This is a genomic window from Bradyrhizobium sp. FW305-F6, assembly GCF_058782905.1.
In genome coordinates this window covers 288,428-302,336 of record NZ_JBYSYD010000003.1, presented here as the reverse complement: position 1 = coordinate 302,336, position 13,909 = coordinate 288,428, and the positions used below count along the sequence as shown (strand labels likewise).

The window sequence follows — 13,909 nt, the reverse complement described above, 5'->3', positions numbered from 1 at the left end:
AACTCGTTAACAGGCTTTCCTGGAGCGGAAAGAATGCCCTACGCCCTGTTCTGCAACGACGCCCAGATCAGCAAGGCCTATCCAACCGAGGCCGACGTCTGGAAGCTCGCGCAGCGAAGCGGACTCGTCGTTGACGCGTCGGCCGACGACGAGCGGCCGGGACCACGCCGGGTGCTCGACAATGACTATGCGATCGCGCCTTGCCAGGCCGCCGCGGGCGAGGACCCCGCCAGGAACAAGGCCGAGGCCGAGCAGCAGTCGAGGGTGGAGCTCGAGCTGAACTCCTGAGAGGTCGGGGGATGAACTCAGGGCAGTTTAGGGCGTCGCGGCGGCCAGCGAGGCCTGCTCGCCCGGCATGACCACGCAGGCCTTGCGGCGATGCAGCCCGCGGATGGCGCCCGTGACCTTCATCACCTTGCCCGACGGGCAAGACGCGTCCTTGACGAAGGCCACCTCATAAGGTGCCAACATCAGAGGCTCGGATCTGAGGATTGTTTGTGCAGAGCACGGCAGGCAGGAGAAGCAAGAAAGCATCACTGCCGACACCAAGATACGCATGTCCGTCGTCCCACCAGCCCGGTAATTCACATAATAACGCGTTCCGGAGCGCGAGTTCCGTAAAGCGCAAAAATTATTTTTGCTTTACTCCAGCCCCATGACGCGCGTGAGAAAGCGCGCCAGCATCGTTTGCAAGCAAATGACGCGCCAAATTGTTCGCGCAAAGCGAAGAGGCTCCAGCCCCGGAAGAACCGGCAAACGAAAGGCCGGCGGAGCCGGCCTTTGTCGGGTCTTGAATTGCCGCCAGGACGGTCAGTAGCGGGAGGCCGCCGGGCCGCCCCAGCCGAACCTGTAGTTCACACCGACCTTGACGGTATGCTCGTCTTCCCGACCACGAACGCCGACGACGTCGGCTGGGCCGGAGGTGAAGGTGGTGCTGCCGAAATTGTAGTACTGGTACTCGGCCTTGGCCGACCAGCTGGGCGCGAACATGTATTCGAGGCCGGCGCCGACGGTATAACCGTCCTTGCCGTTGCCGGTGGTGGTGAAGCCCTGCGGCACGCCGGCGATGTTGACGCCGAGATTGTTATTCCGCCAGGCGTAACCGCCCTTGGCGTAAAGCAGCGTCGGCCCCCAAGTGTAGCCGATGCGGCCGGTCACCGACCCGATCTGGTCGGTGTTGGAGGTGACCTGCGTGCCCAGCGGGAAAGTGGCGCCGTTGTTGTTGGTCGGCAGCCAGGAATACTGAGCCTCGATACCCAGCACCCAGTTGGGCGCGAACTGGTAGTCGAAGCCGCCCTGCACGCCGCCCAGGAAGCGGGCGTCGCTGGACTGGAAGCTGCTGTCGCCGGCAAACGCGCCGCCGACATGGCCGCCGATGTAGAAACCGGTCCAGTTGTAGATCACCTGCGGCGGCGTATAGGCCGGAGCCTTGGTGTAGGTGCGCGGCTGCATGTCCGCGGCCGCAGCCGGCACGGCCAGCGCAAGCAGAGCGGCTGCACCCAGCAAGATCGATTTCATAATCATCCCCGTTCTTTCATTTACGACACTCAGGAAACAACGTGGCGTGAATTGGGTTGCTTCGCGGCGATGCCGGAACGTTGATCGTTCGTTACTGTGACGGCGCGGCAACAACGCGGATTTGTTCCGTCAATTCGACTGCGCAAGGCTGCCGCATCGATTTGTCGCAAGACAAAACTACCCGTTCAAAGCTCCCCGAAATGTGATCCCGCGGCTCCGGCGGCTTTCCATCTAGCACCCGGCGATGAAGGCCGCCTTTGCGCTAGCGCGTCATCTTTTCCAGTTCCGGAAAGGGTGCGTAAACCGCACCGGCGCAGAGGTCGGTGGTGCGGTCGACCACGCGGTCCGCCCGGCCGTTGACGAAGACCACGGCGCGTTCGCGCATGGCCTTGTAGCTGCCGTCGCTCTCGCGCGGAGTGAAGTGGAGACAGCTCACATAGAATTGCCGGCCGCCGACTTCTCGTTGCACCGGCTCAGCCATGCTGGCCTCGCGGACTCCGACGGGGTTGTTAAGGTAGGTCCGCATCAGGGCCAGCGTGTCGCTGCGGAAATTGTCGGGAAAGGGCTGCGGCCCGCCGGCCTGGCTTCCATCGAACAGCGTTGGACGGTCACCGTCGCTGCCAAAACACCCCGCAAGCGCGAGCGGCAACGCCAGGATCACCGCACATCTCGCCACACGTCCCACAGGCCCGCGCTCCGTTCGATTGGACTCAGCGATGTTCTAGCCGCAAGCCTGCACGAAGGGAATTCGCTTGCAATTGCGCAAACAGCGCACCGGCCCGCCGCCGCACCTCGGGCTTTCGCACGAGGCGTTGCGGTCGGACCGGGCCCGAGTTCCGCGCGCGGCGGCGGGGCAATGCCAGGGATGCCGCCGCGCGGGATCAGTCGTCAGTTGCGCTTGTCTGATGTCACCGGCTTGGTCACATCCGGCCGCGCCTTCTGCGATTCCTTTGCCGAGACCTGGTTGTCGTGCTTGCGATGCTTGCCCACCGTCTTGTGCTCGTCGGCCGTGGCCGCCGCGTTGGCGTCCATCGCCTTCGACTTGCCATCCACCTTCACGTCCGCTTTGGCGTCGGCCTTGACGCCGGTGTCGGGTTTCGCGGCTGTGGTCGCTGCCTTGGTCTGGCTCTGGTCCGCCTTGATCACCGGGGTGGTCGTGGCGGTCTTTCCGGACTCGGCGGCGAAGGCCGGGGCGGCGATCACGGACGTGGCGAGCAAGGCTGCAGAGATCGTCTTCAACATGGTGGTCTCCTCTTGGAAGGATCTCGAGGCGGCGCCCTCTCGCCTCCCCGTCGATCATGGGGCGGAGCGTAGGCGGGGCGCACTGAACCCTGTCTGAAGCCTCTTGCAGGCTCCCGTTCATCTCGATGACAAGTTTGTCATCCGCGCAGGGGCGAATAGACCGGGCGAAGCGGGAATGTTTTTGCCCGGAGGGTGTTCCGGTCTTCAGGCAATCGTGTAGGATCGCCACGTTCCATACGGGAGAATTTAGATGCGCAAACTCTCAACGCTTTTTGTGCCGGGACTTGTCGCCATGACGCTGGCGGCCGCGCCCGTGCTGTCCAGCGCGTATGCCGCGGGCAGCGACGAGCCTTCGTCGCCGCCAAAATCGGACACCTCGACCAAGAAGAGCAAGAAGAAGAGCTCTTCCGTCAGCGATCCCAAATTCCTCGCGGCCTATCGCACCGCCTACGCCGCGATCTACGACAAGCAGGACTACACGGGCGCGATCGGCCAGTTGAAGTCGCTCCGGCGTGACGACGTCGCCGACGTCGCCAACCTGATCGGCTACTCCTATCGCAAGCTCGGCGACTACCAGTCGTCCAAAGCCTATTACGAACTGGCGCTGAAGGACGATCCGAACCACGTCCGCACCTGGCAGTATTACGGCCTCTGGCAGCTCGAACAGGGCAACCGCGAGCAGGCGCAGTATCACCTCGACAAGATCGCCTCGCTCGCGGGCACCGGCAGCTCGGAGTATCGCTCGCTCGCCGAAGCACTCGACAAGCCGACCGGCGCGACGCTGGTCTACTGACGATCGCAACTCTGCATGCAAGCGAACGGGCGCAACCTCCGGGTTGTGCCCGTTCCGCTTTCTCGGCTAGCCTCGCGCACCTTTCTCCCCCTCGCATCTGGGTGCGCAATGGACAATTGGCTGCGATCCGCGATCGACTACATCGGCTCCTGGATCGAATTCCAGATGACGACGATCCAGCAGCCCGGCGTGCTCGTCGCATTCGTCCATCGTGGCGAGGTCGTCGCCGAGCAAGCATTCGGCCTTGCCAATCTCGATACCGGCGAGAAGCTGACCCCGCGCCACCGCTTCCGCATCGCCTCGCACTCGAAAAGCTTCACCTCGGCCGGCATCATGAAGCTGCGCGAGCAGCGCAGGATCCGGCTCGACGACACGGTCGGCCAGTATGTCGGCGGGCTGCATCCGCGCGTCGCCGAAACCACGATCGCGCAAGTGCTGTCGCACAGCGCCGGGCTGACCCGCGACGGCGCGGATTCCGGCCAGTTCATCGACCGCCGCCCCTATCTGAACGCGAACGAACTGCGCGAGGAGTTGAAGCGGCCGACCGCGATCGAGTCCGGCACGCGCTTCAAATATTCCAATCACGGTTTTGGGCTGATTGGTCTGGTCATCGAGGCGGTGACGAAGGAGCCCTACGCAAGCTGGATCAGGCGCGAGATCATCGGGCCCGCCGGCTTGCGTGAAACGGAGCCGGACGCACCGCTTCCGAGGGGCGCCCGGTTCGCGCGCGGCCACACGCGAAAAGTGCCGTTTGGCGAGCGCTGCGTGATCCCCGGCGACAATCCTGCCCATGCGATGGCCTCCGCCGCGGGCTTCGTCGCCACCGCCGCCGACACCGCGCGCTTCTTCGCGCAGCTGTCGCCGAATGCGAAGAAGAGCGTGCTCTCGGTCGCGAGCCGCCGCGAGATGACGCGACATCTTTGGCGCATCCCGCAGAGCGTCGAGGGCTATTACGGCCTCGGCGTCAACGCCGGCAAGACCGACGGCTGGGACTGGTTCGGCCATAGCGGCGGTTTTCAGGGCTACATCTCCCGGACCTGCTCGATCCCCGCTTGCGAGCTGTCGATCAGCATCCTCAGCAACTCCATCGACGGCGCGGCGCCGTTCTGGATGGATGGCGCGATGCAGATCCTGCGCGTCTTCCAGACCCGCGGCGCGCCCGACCGGCGCCTGCGCGACTGGACCGGTCGTTGGTGGACGATCTGGGGGGCGACCGATCTCGTGCCCGCAGGCAACCGCGTGCTGGTCGCCAATCCGCAGTTCAACAACCCGTTCATGGATGCCGCCGAGATCGAGGTCACCGGCCGCGACACCGGCAGGCTCGCCTGGGCCGCCGGCTATTCCAGCCACGGCGAGCCGGTGCGCCGCGTCCGCGACAAGCGCGGCAAGATCAGCGACATCTGGATCGCCGGGGCGAATGTGAAGCCGGAGAAGGTCGTCTCCCGCGAGATCGCGCGCAAATACAAGCCGCGCAAGCGCCGGCCTACTCCCTGATCAGCCTTTCAACCTCGCCACGGAACGCCTGCCGCGATCCGTCGCGCGAGTAGAACATGTGGCCACCGGGATAGACGACGAACTTCACGCGCTGCGTCACGAAAGCCGGTAGCTGATCGAGCACCCGCTTGGTTCCGAAATAGGGCGTGGCCAGATCGAACAGGCCGTGCGCAGCCAGCACGTTCAGCTTGGCGTCGGTGGCCAGGATCTGGCGCAGCTCGGAGACCGATTGCGGCGGGTTGATGCCACGGCCGAAATCCCAGCCTTCCCCAACGCTGCCGTTCAGAACTTCGTAGGAACCGTCGGGGCGCCAGTTGAGCTTGCGCGTCGACACATCGACCGCCGCACTCGTCAGCGGCGCCTGGAGCGCATCGCCGGAGGGATCGCCGAAACGCGAGCTGCTCGAATCCGGATAAGGGTCGAAGCCACGCACCGAGGCATCATAGCGTCCCGTCACCCTGCCGTTCTTGCGGTCGAGCTCGCGGCGGAATTCGCCGACGTCGAAGCGGCCGGCGAGGCGGCGGCTGACCGCCTTGTCGATGCCGGTGAGCTCGGCGACCTTGTCGGCCAGACGCGTCGTCGCCTCCTTGTCCGCTTCGCCCTTGACGAGGTCGGCCAGAAACTCGCCGCGCGCGTAGTCTTCGACATCGGCGAGATCGGCGCGCTTGACCGGTCCCTTCGCCTCGCGCGCCACCGCCACATAGCTCGGCAGCGTCGCGACATATTGCAGGAGGCTCGTGCCGGTGAATTCGCGGAAGTCCAGGAGCGGCGACACCAGGATCAGGCCTCTGACGCCGACCCCGTGCTGGAGCTGCAACTGGCGCACGACCTTTGGTCCGCGAATGCCGCCATAGCTTTCGCCGGCGACGTATTTCGGCGACGTCAGCCGCTCGTGCTTTTCGAGCCAGCGGCGGATCACGAGCGCGATCGAATTGGCGTCGCCATCGACGGAGTAGAACGATTTTCGCGCGTCCTCGCCGCTCGCGACGAAGCGGCTGTAGCCGGTGCTGACGGGATCGATGAAGACGAGATCGGTGAAGTCGAGCCAGGTCTCCGCGTTCGGCTTCACCTCGGGCGCGGCCGAGGGCGACAGGGCCTCGCCATCGAGCGGCAGCCGCCACGGCCCCGCTGCGCCGAACTGGAGCCATGCCGAAGACGCGCCGGGCCCGCCGTTGAACAGGAAGGTCACGGGGCGCGTCGCGCGGTCGGCGCCGTCGAGCTGGTAGGACGTGTAGGCGATATCGGCCAGCGGCTCGCCCTTGCCGTCGAACACACGGATCGAGCCGGCTGTCGCAGCGAAGTTGAGGGTGCGACCGGGCAGTTCCACCGTCTGCTTCGTGGTCGAATCCGGCGGGAGGCGGTGCGGCTCGGCTGCCTGCGTCGCGCCTTGCGCGCCACTGCTGCGCCCGCTTTTCTGTCCCGTCGGCGAGGCCGCTTCGGAGCGCGGCTGCGGCGCTTCATCCGCACGCGCGACGCCGGCGAGGGCAACCGCGGACACGGCGAGCACCAGCCCGATTCGCCGCATCGACCAACACCTCACCATGACCGCTCTCCCTGGCCCGCGCTAGCTCGCGAGGGCCGAAGTCGTAGGGGGCAATTGCGACGCTTTGGGGAACGGGAGGCGCGAAACTCTAGAACCCGATGCCGAGGATCAACACGAAGTCGCGACCGCACCAGGGTCCGCACGCGACATGTGCCGGGATCGCTGCAATGCGCGTCAGCGGACGCGCGCGCACGAACGCTGGCGAACCGGCACGCGCGGCATGATGTCTCGACGCGAATGGCCTTGCGGCCGATCTTTCGATTCCGGAATCAGCGACCGCGGGCGTCGCCGCGGAGATCATGGCCGCGGCCAGGACCGCCGCAGCAAGGGCCAGCGCTTGAAACCTGATCATATCCTGCTCCCTCCATCACGACCCAACCGAGCAGCCAACGGCGCCCGCCGCCGACCGTTTCAGAACCCGACGCCAATCATGGTGCTGTGACCGCCGCCGCCACTCACGATGCTCGGACGAGCGACCGCCTGCTGGCGGGCACGGGGGACGTCATTCTCCTGCCTCGCACGCTTGACCGGCTCGCGGTCGGCTTCGCGGCTCGTCTGCTTGCGGCGCGGCTTGTCCGCATCGTCGGTCTTGCGCGAGGCGGTCGCGGCCGGCGCCGGCTTCTCATCGGCGACGCAGACGTCGCCCTTCAAGGTCTCGTCGCTCCTGCACTGGACCGGGCAGACCCGCGTCGCGTGCTTGGCGAGCTCGCCGACGAGATTCTGGGTGACGCTGATCTTGTCGGCTTCGGCCGGCTGGCCGCCGATGGCGAGATAGCGGACCAGCGCCGCCCGGGTCGGCTCGCTCAGTCTGCCATCGGGCTTTCCGGTCAGGCAACCGAGCCGGACCAGCTCGGTCTGCGCCGAGGTGACGAGCTGGGGCGAGTTCGGCAGGGTCGCCGCCCGCTTGGCGGCTTCCGCATTGAAGCGGTCGATCGCGGCGACAACCAGCGGTCCCAGCCGGTCGCAGGTCACCGTCTTGGAGAACGCCTTCAGATCATCGACGCCGGACCCTTCGCTGCCCCTGCCGATGATCGCATCCAGGCTGGCTTGCTGCTCCTTGCACGCGGCCTCCCTGGCGGCGGCCTGCTCGGCCACCTTGCGCGCCTCCTCGGCTTCTCTGGCCTGCTTGTCCGCCGCTGCCTTCGCGGCGGCCGCCGCTGCGGCGGCGCGGTCCCGCTCGGCCTGCTCGGCCTTTTGTTGGGCCTCCTGCGCCTTGCGTTCGGCTTCGGCGGCCTTGGCAAGCCGCTGGGCTTCGGCGGCAGCCGCCCGCCGTTCATCCTCGATGCGCTTTCTTTCGGCAGCCGCGGCGGCCGCAGCCGCTTTCGCCTTCTCTGCCGCCTCCGCCTCGCGGGCGCGGCGCTCGTCCTCTTCACGCTTCCTCTGCGCGGCGAGCTCGGCCCGCTCCGCGTCCGCCCTGCGTCTCGCTTCCTCGGCAGCCACCGCCGCCGCCTCGCGTTCCGCACGCGCCTTCTCCTCGCGCTCCTGGATGGCGCGCTTCAGAAGGTCGATGCGCTGCTGCGCAGCGAGCGCGAGCGGCGCGTCGGGAAAGCGCTTGATGAAGCGCTGCAGCACGGGGATGTCGACGCTGTCCTTGATCTTGTCCCACTCAATCTGTTCCCGGGTGGGCAGCGTATCGCGGCTTGGCGGCGCAGCCTGGGGATAGGCGGCAACCTGGATACTGGCCGGCGGCGCTTGCGGCTGGCTCGCCAGTGCCTCCATCTGCGCACGCGCCAGCTCCGCATAGAAGCCGGTCGGGTGCGTCGACAGGAAAACCTCCCACGCCCGCCTGGTGCCGATCTTCTGCACCAGGTCGTAATCCGCCTTCACGTCGCTGACAGGGGCCTCCTTCGGTACGGCCGGCGCCGGCACCAGCGAAATCGTGCCGCCGCCCAGCGCGCCGTACACGTAAGGCTCCTGGCGGTTTCCCGTCGATTTCAGGACCTCGTCCCGCACCCGCCCGAACGCCAGGCGAATGTCGAGACCGGGCACGGTGAGATTCTTCAGGACGGCAGTCGTGAACGGGCTGTGGTCGCCGTCACCGTCGTCCGCGGTGGAGCCGGCCTTCGCCGCGTAGGCAATGAGCGTATCGGTCATGGTCGGCTCGACCTTGCCGAGACCGCCGCTGACCGCCCGGGTCGCCATGTTGCGACGCTCGCGCCTCATCGTGCCGACGAAGGGATTGTCGCGGCAGGCGTCGAGAATGATCAGACGAAGCCGCTTGGCACCATCGGCCGAGGAAACGAGCCGCTCCAGATGGATCGCCTCGTCGTCGGCGTCGCGGTCGGAAGCCAGCCTTGCATCGACCGGAATGAGATAATTGGTGCCGGCGATCTCAAGCCCGTGCCCGGCATAATAAACAACCGCGATGTCGGCCTGGTCCGCCGTGGTCTCGAACTTGCGGATGGCGCGCTTGAATTCGAGGTTGCCGACATTGTTCAGCGTCTCAACAGTATCGAAGCCGGCATCGCGGAACATCTTTGCGACCGAATTGGCATCGCGCGACGGATTGGGCAGTTGCGGCACCGATTGATAGAGCGAGTTGCCGACCACCAGCGCCACGCGCCGCTCGGCGAACGCGCAATCGCTCGCCAGGACCACGAGCCAGAAGGTCCCGACGATCGTCGCAGCCGCTGCGATAAAGCGCCTGAGCATCAAAATTCCTGTCGGCAGGCACCGTACCGGGGTGTTCCGGCCCGGGATGACGTCCACGGGACCGGGATGCTGAAAACGCGAAACGCGGCCTGTCCGAAAAACTATAAATCTGGCCGAACTTTATCTTCGGGTCGCCAACCGATCAATGCGCGAATCGACTGCGCCCAAAGGTGTTTTATTCCCGCTGCCGCCTTCCGTGCGTGACCTGCGTCACAACTCGACGCCGTCAATCGCTGTGACGTCACATCACATGTGTGACTTTGCGGGTACAACGTCGCCGAAATCCGCTGTGGAGGCCCCGGTCCTCGGCGGATCAAGCTTTCGAGCGCCGATCGGGTGATTTACGTTTCTGAAAGTTTCTGGCGTGCGAACGCAAATTCTTTTTTATTGGGGACTAAGGATGGCATCGTTTGCGCCCTCGCTGATCGGGCGGATCAGTCAGTTGAAGATCGCTTCCGGAGCTGTGGTTGCTCTTGCGCTGAGCTCCTCGGCGGTCTTCGCGCAGTGCGCGGCACCGGTCCAGACCGGGGTGCCGCTGACCAATCAGGGCCTGCTGGTCATTCCCCCCTCTGCCGCGGCCTCGGCGATCTCGGCCGCGATCGGCAACGTCAATACCGCCTTCCTGACCCAGCAGGGCAGCGCCTTCGTCTCGGCGCCGGCGAATCCAGCGCCCGACCAGCCGGGCGGCGGCGTGTGGGGCCGCGCCATCGGCGGCGAAGTCACCTTGAAGACGACGTCCAGCTCGAGCAGCACCAACGTCCGCAACGACACCGGCGCGGTCGTCAACACCTCGACCACGAACTGCGCCAACTCGGTCAAGGCGAACTTCGCCGGCGTGCAGGTCGGCGCGGACATCGCGCGGCTGAACTGGAACGGCTGGAACGTCCATCTCGGCACCACGGCCGGCTATCTCGGCTCGAAATCGGACGACAGCTTCGGCTTCAACAACAAGTATGAAGTACCGTTCCTGGGCACCTATGTCGTCGCCACCAAAGGCCGGTTCTTCGCCGACCTGATGGTCCGTACCGAATACTACAACATCACCCTCAACAATCCGGGCCTGACCTATTTCAACCAGCCGGTGAGGGCGCACGGTTATTCGGTATCGGCCTCGGCCGGCTACAATTTCGACGTCGGCAACAATTGGTTCGTGGAGCCCTCGGCCGGCTTCATCTATTCGAGCACCTCGGTCGACAGCTTCGTCAACCCCGGCACGGCCCTGCTGAGCATCCCCGGCACGGTGTCCACCAGCGACATCAAGAGCGAGATCGGCCGCCTCAGCCTTCGCGCCGGCACCACGATCGCGACGCCGAACGTGGTCTGGCAGCCGTTCGCTTCCGCCAGCGTGTTCCACGAGTTCGCGGGCAGCATCACCACTAACTACACCTCGTTGCCGAACGGCGCCTTCCTCACCGGCGGGCCGTTTGGTCCCGGCCTCGTCCCGCAGACCTTCACCCAGACCACCTCGACCTCGCGCGTCGGCACCTACGGCCAATACTCGCTGGGCATCGCCGGGCAGATCGTGAACACCGGCTGGCTCGGCTACGCCCGTGTCGATTATCGCAACGGCAACAACATCGACGGCTGGACCGGCAATGCCGGCATTCGCTACCAGTTCACGCCCGAGACGATCGCTGCCGTGATGCCGACCAAGGTGCCGGTCAAGGCGGTGCGGCCCGCGGTCACGATGGTCAACTGGACCGGCTTCTATGTCGGCGGCGTGCTCGGTGGCGCGGCCGGCCGCACCGATATCGGCTTCGGCGGCAACCCGCCGGGCTCAGGTACGAAGCCCTGGACTCTTGGTGGTCTTGGCGGCCTCGCATTGGGCTACAATCATCAGCTGGCCAACAATTGGGTGCTCGGTGTCGAAGGCGATATCGTCGCGACGAACCTGCACGGCAGCCGCACGGCTGGCACCGCCAGCGGGTTCGATCCCGTCACCGGCAACAGCGTGGCTTTCAGCCCCGCCCTCATGACCGCCACCGACCGATCCAACTGGATGGCAACCGTGACCGGTCGCGTCGGCTATTCCTGGTACCGCACGCTGTTCTACGGCAAGGCCGGTGTCGCGATCGAGGACGGCAATGTCTCGGTGAACTGCATTTACGGATCGACCGGCACGCTTGCCGGCCGCGCCTGCCTCAACCAGGCGGGTGCGATCACCCCCGGCTTCTCGACGTCCGGCTACACCCGCGTCGGCTGGACCATCGGCTTCGGCAGCGAGTTCGATCTCGGCAAGGGCTGGTCGGCGAAGACGGAGTACGACTACCTCGCCTTCGGCCGCCGTTCGGCGCTGGCGAGCGACGGCACCACCACGTTGACCGACAAGGCAGACGTCAGCCAGGTGAAGGTCGGCCTCAACTATCGCTTTGCACCCCAGGCGGTGGTCGCGAAATACTGAGACGAGCGGGCGATCCACCCGCTTTTCACCCTGGATTGAACGGGGCGGCCGCCAAAACGGCCGCCTGTTTGCTTTGCAGAGAGGCCTCCTCGACAATGCAGGCCCTTCTCGTATAGACGAGCCCGGCGGAACATATTCGAGCCAGCGGCACCTGCCTGGGAAGTCATGACCAAGTCCTCGCGACACGACCGGATCGCCTTCGTCGCCAGCCCGAGCAGCGAGGCACAGGCCGCCTTCAGCCAGCTCACGCGGGACTACGGCAATTGCGAACCCGCCGATGCCGACGTCGTGGTCGCGCTCGGCGGCGACGGCTTGATGCTCCAGACGCTGCACCAGAACATGCACTCGGGAAAGCCGATCTACGGCATGCACCGCGGCACGGTCGGCTTCCTGATGAACGAATACTCGACGCACGATCTGCGTGCGCGGCTCGAAGCGGCGCACGAATCCGAGATCAATCCGCTGCTGATGCGCGCGACTGACGTCAATGATCGCGTCCACCTGCATCATGCCATCAACGAGGTCGCCCTGTTCCGGCAGACCTACCAGGCCGCGCGCCTGCGGATCCTGATCGACGAGCGCGAGCGCATGTCCGAGCTGATCGCGGACGGCATCATGGTGGCGACGCCGGCCGGCTCGACGGCCTATAACCTCTCCGCGCAGGGGCCGATCCTGCCGATCAACGCCGCGTTGCTGGCGCTGACACCGATCAGCGCCTTCCGCCCACGCCGCTGGCGCGGCGCGCTGCTGCCCAACACGGCCTATGTCGTGATCGAGGTGCTGGAGGGCGACAAGCGGCCGGTCGCTGCCGTCGCCGACCACGACGAGGTACGCGACGTCCGCCGCGTCGAGGTGCTCTCCGACAAGACCATCTCGATGCGGATGCTGTTCGACCCCGGCCACAGCCTGGAAGAGCGCATCCTGCGTGAGCAATTCGGCTACTGAGCCCCCGTCCCGCAACGTCTCGGACCCCGCCGTCGCAACGCTTCGTTAACTCCCGGCGCGATATGGTTAACGAAGGTTGACCGCTTTGGCCCGGGCGTCATGTTCCGCATCGACTTCAACAAACTGCGCTTCCTCGTCTGCGACGACAATCCGCACATGCGCCGCATCCTGCGGACGCTGCTGCATTCGTTCGGCGCGCGCGAAGTCTATGAGGCCGAGGACGGCGCGACCGCGCTCGAAATGTACAGCCATTACGTGCCCGACATAGTCATCACCGACTGGGCCATGCCGATCTTCGACGGGCTCGAGCTCGCGCAGATGATCCGGCAGCCGGAATCCAAGGGCAATCCTTACGCGCCCATCATCATGCTGACCGGGCATTCCGAGAAGCGCCGCGTCACCATCGCACGCGATGCCGGCGTCACCGAATTCCTCGCCAAGCCGATCTCGGCCAAGGGACTCTATCAGCGCATCCTCAACGTGGTCGCCAATCCCCGCCCCTTCATCAAGACCAAGACCTATTTCGGGCCGGACCGCCGCCGCAATACCAACTCCGCCTATATGGGCCCCGAGCGCCGCGTCGGCGAAAAGCACGAGGTGCTGCAGCAGCCCTCGCTGCTCGACAAGGCCCGCTCCTCCATCTAGCGCAACCTCTTTCAGACGAGGCAGGCATCATGGCCAAGAACACCGCAAAGGACATCGAGGTCAAAGCCTTCGCTACGCACCAGATCATCACGCAGCCCAATCCGCTGCGCAAGGTTCTGCGCCGGGTCGAGGAAAAGGACATGGACGATCCGGTCGCCCGCGCCGAGCAGGCGCTGGCGGGCCTGTCCGGCGAGTTCAAGGACTGGATGACGATCGAGGTCCAGAGACTGTCCGCCGCATGGACTGCCGTGCAGCAGGACGGCTTCACCAAGAAGCTGCGCGACGAGCTGTTCCACGCCGCACACGACATCAAGGGCGATGCGGCGACGTTCGGCTTTCCTTCGGCGGCGGAAATCGCGGAGAGCCTGTGCCGCGTCATCGAGCACGCACCCGAGCTGAAAAAAGTCCCGGCCGAGCTGTTCACGCATCACATCAACGCCATTCTCGCCATCGTGCACGAGAACACCAGGCTCGACAGGATCAGCGTCTCGGCCGAGCTCAGCCGCCGCCTGCGCAAGGTCGCCGACGATTATCTCGCCCACGTCAACCGCGACCGCCCCGAGCATCTCGAGGTGATCCTGTCCCCGAGCATCGCGCCGGCGGAGTAGCCGCACCGCTCTCTCCTCCCGTCATTGCGAGAAGCCCGTGACAAAATTGCGAAGCAATTTTGCACTGG

At 65.6% G+C, this 13,909-nt stretch carries 13 protein-coding genes; 7 read left to right on the top strand and 6 right to left on the bottom strand.

All coding sequences use genetic code 11. The features are described 5' to 3' along the window. Positions 1-33: 33 nt before the first annotated feature. A complete protein-coding gene (locus tag AC3WLX_RS21815; protein ID WP_492337544.1) occupies positions 34-288 on the top strand; it encodes a hypothetical protein in 255 nt (84 codons plus the stop codon). A 27-nt stretch (positions 289-315) separates the two neighbouring features. Here the strand turns inward: AC3WLX_RS21815 and AC3WLX_RS21810 are convergent, their stop codons facing one another. The 4 genes from AC3WLX_RS21810 to AC3WLX_RS21795 all read right to left on the bottom strand — a co-directional run bounded on the left by AC3WLX_RS21810 (position 316) and on the right by AC3WLX_RS21795 (position 2,760). Next, complete coding sequence (locus tag AC3WLX_RS21810; RefSeq protein ID WP_492337543.1) at positions 316-558, bottom strand: hypothetical protein; 243 nt, start codon at positions 556-558, stop codon at positions 316-318. Positions 559-810: 252 nt separating this feature from the next. Further along, entirely contained in the window at positions 811-1,518 is a 708-nt protein-coding gene (locus AC3WLX_RS21805) for an outer membrane protein (protein ID WP_492337542.1), read from the bottom strand. 262 nt (positions 1,519-1,780) lie between these two features. Next, on the bottom strand, positions 1,781-2,176 hold the full coding sequence (locus AC3WLX_RS21800; RefSeq protein ID WP_291625428.1) for a hypothetical protein: 396 nt from the start codon (positions 2,174-2,176) through the stop codon (positions 1,781-1,783). Between the two features lie 230 nt (positions 2,177-2,406). Then, positions 2,407-2,760 (bottom strand): His-rich protein BRANT, encoded by a 354-nt coding sequence (locus AC3WLX_RS21795; protein WP_492337541.1) that lies wholly within the window; start codon positions 2,758-2,760, stop codon positions 2,407-2,409. A 250-nt stretch (positions 2,761-3,010) separates the two neighbouring features. Between AC3WLX_RS21795 and AC3WLX_RS21790 the strand changes: the two genes are divergently transcribed. Together AC3WLX_RS21790 and AC3WLX_RS21785 are read left to right on the top strand one after the other, a co-directional pair. Then, entirely contained in the window at positions 3,011-3,553 is a 543-nt protein-coding gene (locus tag AC3WLX_RS21790) for a tetratricopeptide repeat protein (protein ID WP_291625426.1), read from the top strand. A 108-nt stretch (positions 3,554-3,661) separates the two neighbouring features. After that, on the top strand, positions 3,662-5,047 hold the full coding sequence (locus AC3WLX_RS21785; protein WP_492337540.1) for a serine hydrolase domain-containing protein: 1,386 nt from the start codon (positions 3,662-3,664) through the stop codon (positions 5,045-5,047). On the opposite strand, the gene AC3WLX_RS21780 is transcribed toward AC3WLX_RS21785, so the two are convergent. Then, complete coding sequence (locus AC3WLX_RS21780; RefSeq protein WP_492337539.1) at positions 5,037-6,572, bottom strand: S10 family peptidase; 1,536 nt, start codon at positions 6,570-6,572, stop codon at positions 5,037-5,039. The two genes, AC3WLX_RS21785 and AC3WLX_RS21780, sit on opposite strands and share 11 nt — an antisense overlap. Before the next feature lie 429 nt (positions 6,573-7,001). After that, a complete protein-coding gene (locus AC3WLX_RS21775) occupies positions 7,002-9,242 on the bottom strand; it encodes a caspase family protein (RefSeq protein ID WP_492337538.1) in 2,241 nt (746 codons plus the stop codon). Positions 9,243-9,642: 400 nt separating this feature from the next. Between AC3WLX_RS21775 and AC3WLX_RS21770 the strand changes: the two genes are divergently transcribed. The 4 genes from AC3WLX_RS21770 to AC3WLX_RS21755 all read left to right on the top strand — a co-directional run bounded on the left by AC3WLX_RS21770 (position 9,643) and on the right by AC3WLX_RS21755 (position 13,841). After that, positions 9,643-11,643, top strand: a complete 2,001-nt coding sequence (locus tag AC3WLX_RS21770) for an autotransporter domain-containing protein (protein WP_492337537.1) — start codon at positions 9,643-9,645, stop codon at positions 11,641-11,643. A gap of 165 nt (positions 11,644-11,808) precedes the next feature. Beyond that, the gene (locus AC3WLX_RS21765; RefSeq protein WP_291623333.1) at positions 11,809-12,588 is read left to right on the top strand and encodes an NAD kinase; all 780 of its coding nucleotides are present in this window, start codon (positions 11,809-11,811) and stop codon (positions 12,586-12,588) included. Positions 12,589-12,687: 99 nt separating this feature from the next. Next, on the top strand, positions 12,688-13,233 hold the full coding sequence (locus AC3WLX_RS21760; RefSeq protein ID WP_074123331.1) for a response regulator: 546 nt from the start codon (positions 12,688-12,690) through the stop codon (positions 13,231-13,233). A gap of 29 nt (positions 13,234-13,262) precedes the next feature. Further along, entirely contained in the window at positions 13,263-13,841 is a 579-nt protein-coding gene (locus AC3WLX_RS21755; RefSeq protein ID WP_291623337.1) for an Hpt domain-containing protein, read from the top strand. Positions 13,842-13,909 lie beyond the last annotated feature (68 nt).

What these genes read in the sequence shown, in the direction of transcription:
- AC3WLX_RS21815 (WP_492337544.1), top strand. Translation starts at nt 34, where the DNA reads ATGCCCTACGCCCTGTTCTGCAACGACGCCCAGATCAGCAAGGCCTAT.
- AC3WLX_RS21810 (WP_492337543.1), bottom strand. Translation starts at nt 558, where the DNA reads ATGCGTATCTTGGTGTCGGCAGTGATGCTTTCTTGCTTCTCCTGCCTG.
- AC3WLX_RS21805 (WP_492337542.1), bottom strand. Translation starts at nt 1,518, where the DNA reads ATGAAATCGATCTTGCTGGGTGCAGCCGCTCTGCTTGCGCTGGCCGTG.
- AC3WLX_RS21795 (WP_492337541.1), bottom strand. Translation starts at nt 2,760, where the DNA reads ATGTTGAAGACGATCTCTGCAGCCTTGCTCGCCACGTCCGTGATCGCC.
- AC3WLX_RS21790 (WP_291625426.1), top strand. Translation starts at nt 3,011, where the DNA reads ATGCGCAAACTCTCAACGCTTTTTGTGCCGGGACTTGTCGCCATGACG.
- AC3WLX_RS21785 (WP_492337540.1), top strand. Translation starts at nt 3,662, where the DNA reads ATGGACAATTGGCTGCGATCCGCGATCGACTACATCGGCTCCTGGATC.
- AC3WLX_RS21780 (WP_492337539.1), bottom strand. Translation starts at nt 6,572, where the DNA reads ATGCGGCGAATCGGGCTGGTGCTCGCCGTGTCCGCGGTTGCCCTCGCC.
- AC3WLX_RS21775 (WP_492337538.1), bottom strand. Translation starts at nt 9,242, where the DNA reads ATGCTCAGGCGCTTTATCGCAGCGGCTGCGACGATCGTCGGGACCTTC.
- AC3WLX_RS21770 (WP_492337537.1), top strand. Translation starts at nt 9,643, where the DNA reads ATGGCATCGTTTGCGCCCTCGCTGATCGGGCGGATCAGTCAGTTGAAG.
- AC3WLX_RS21765 (WP_291623333.1), top strand. Translation starts at nt 11,809, where the DNA reads ATGACCAAGTCCTCGCGACACGACCGGATCGCCTTCGTCGCCAGCCCG.
- AC3WLX_RS21760 (WP_074123331.1), top strand. Translation starts at nt 12,688, where the DNA reads ATGTTCCGCATCGACTTCAACAAACTGCGCTTCCTCGTCTGCGACGAC.
- AC3WLX_RS21755 (WP_291623337.1), top strand. Translation starts at nt 13,263, where the DNA reads ATGGCCAAGAACACCGCAAAGGACATCGAGGTCAAAGCCTTCGCTACG.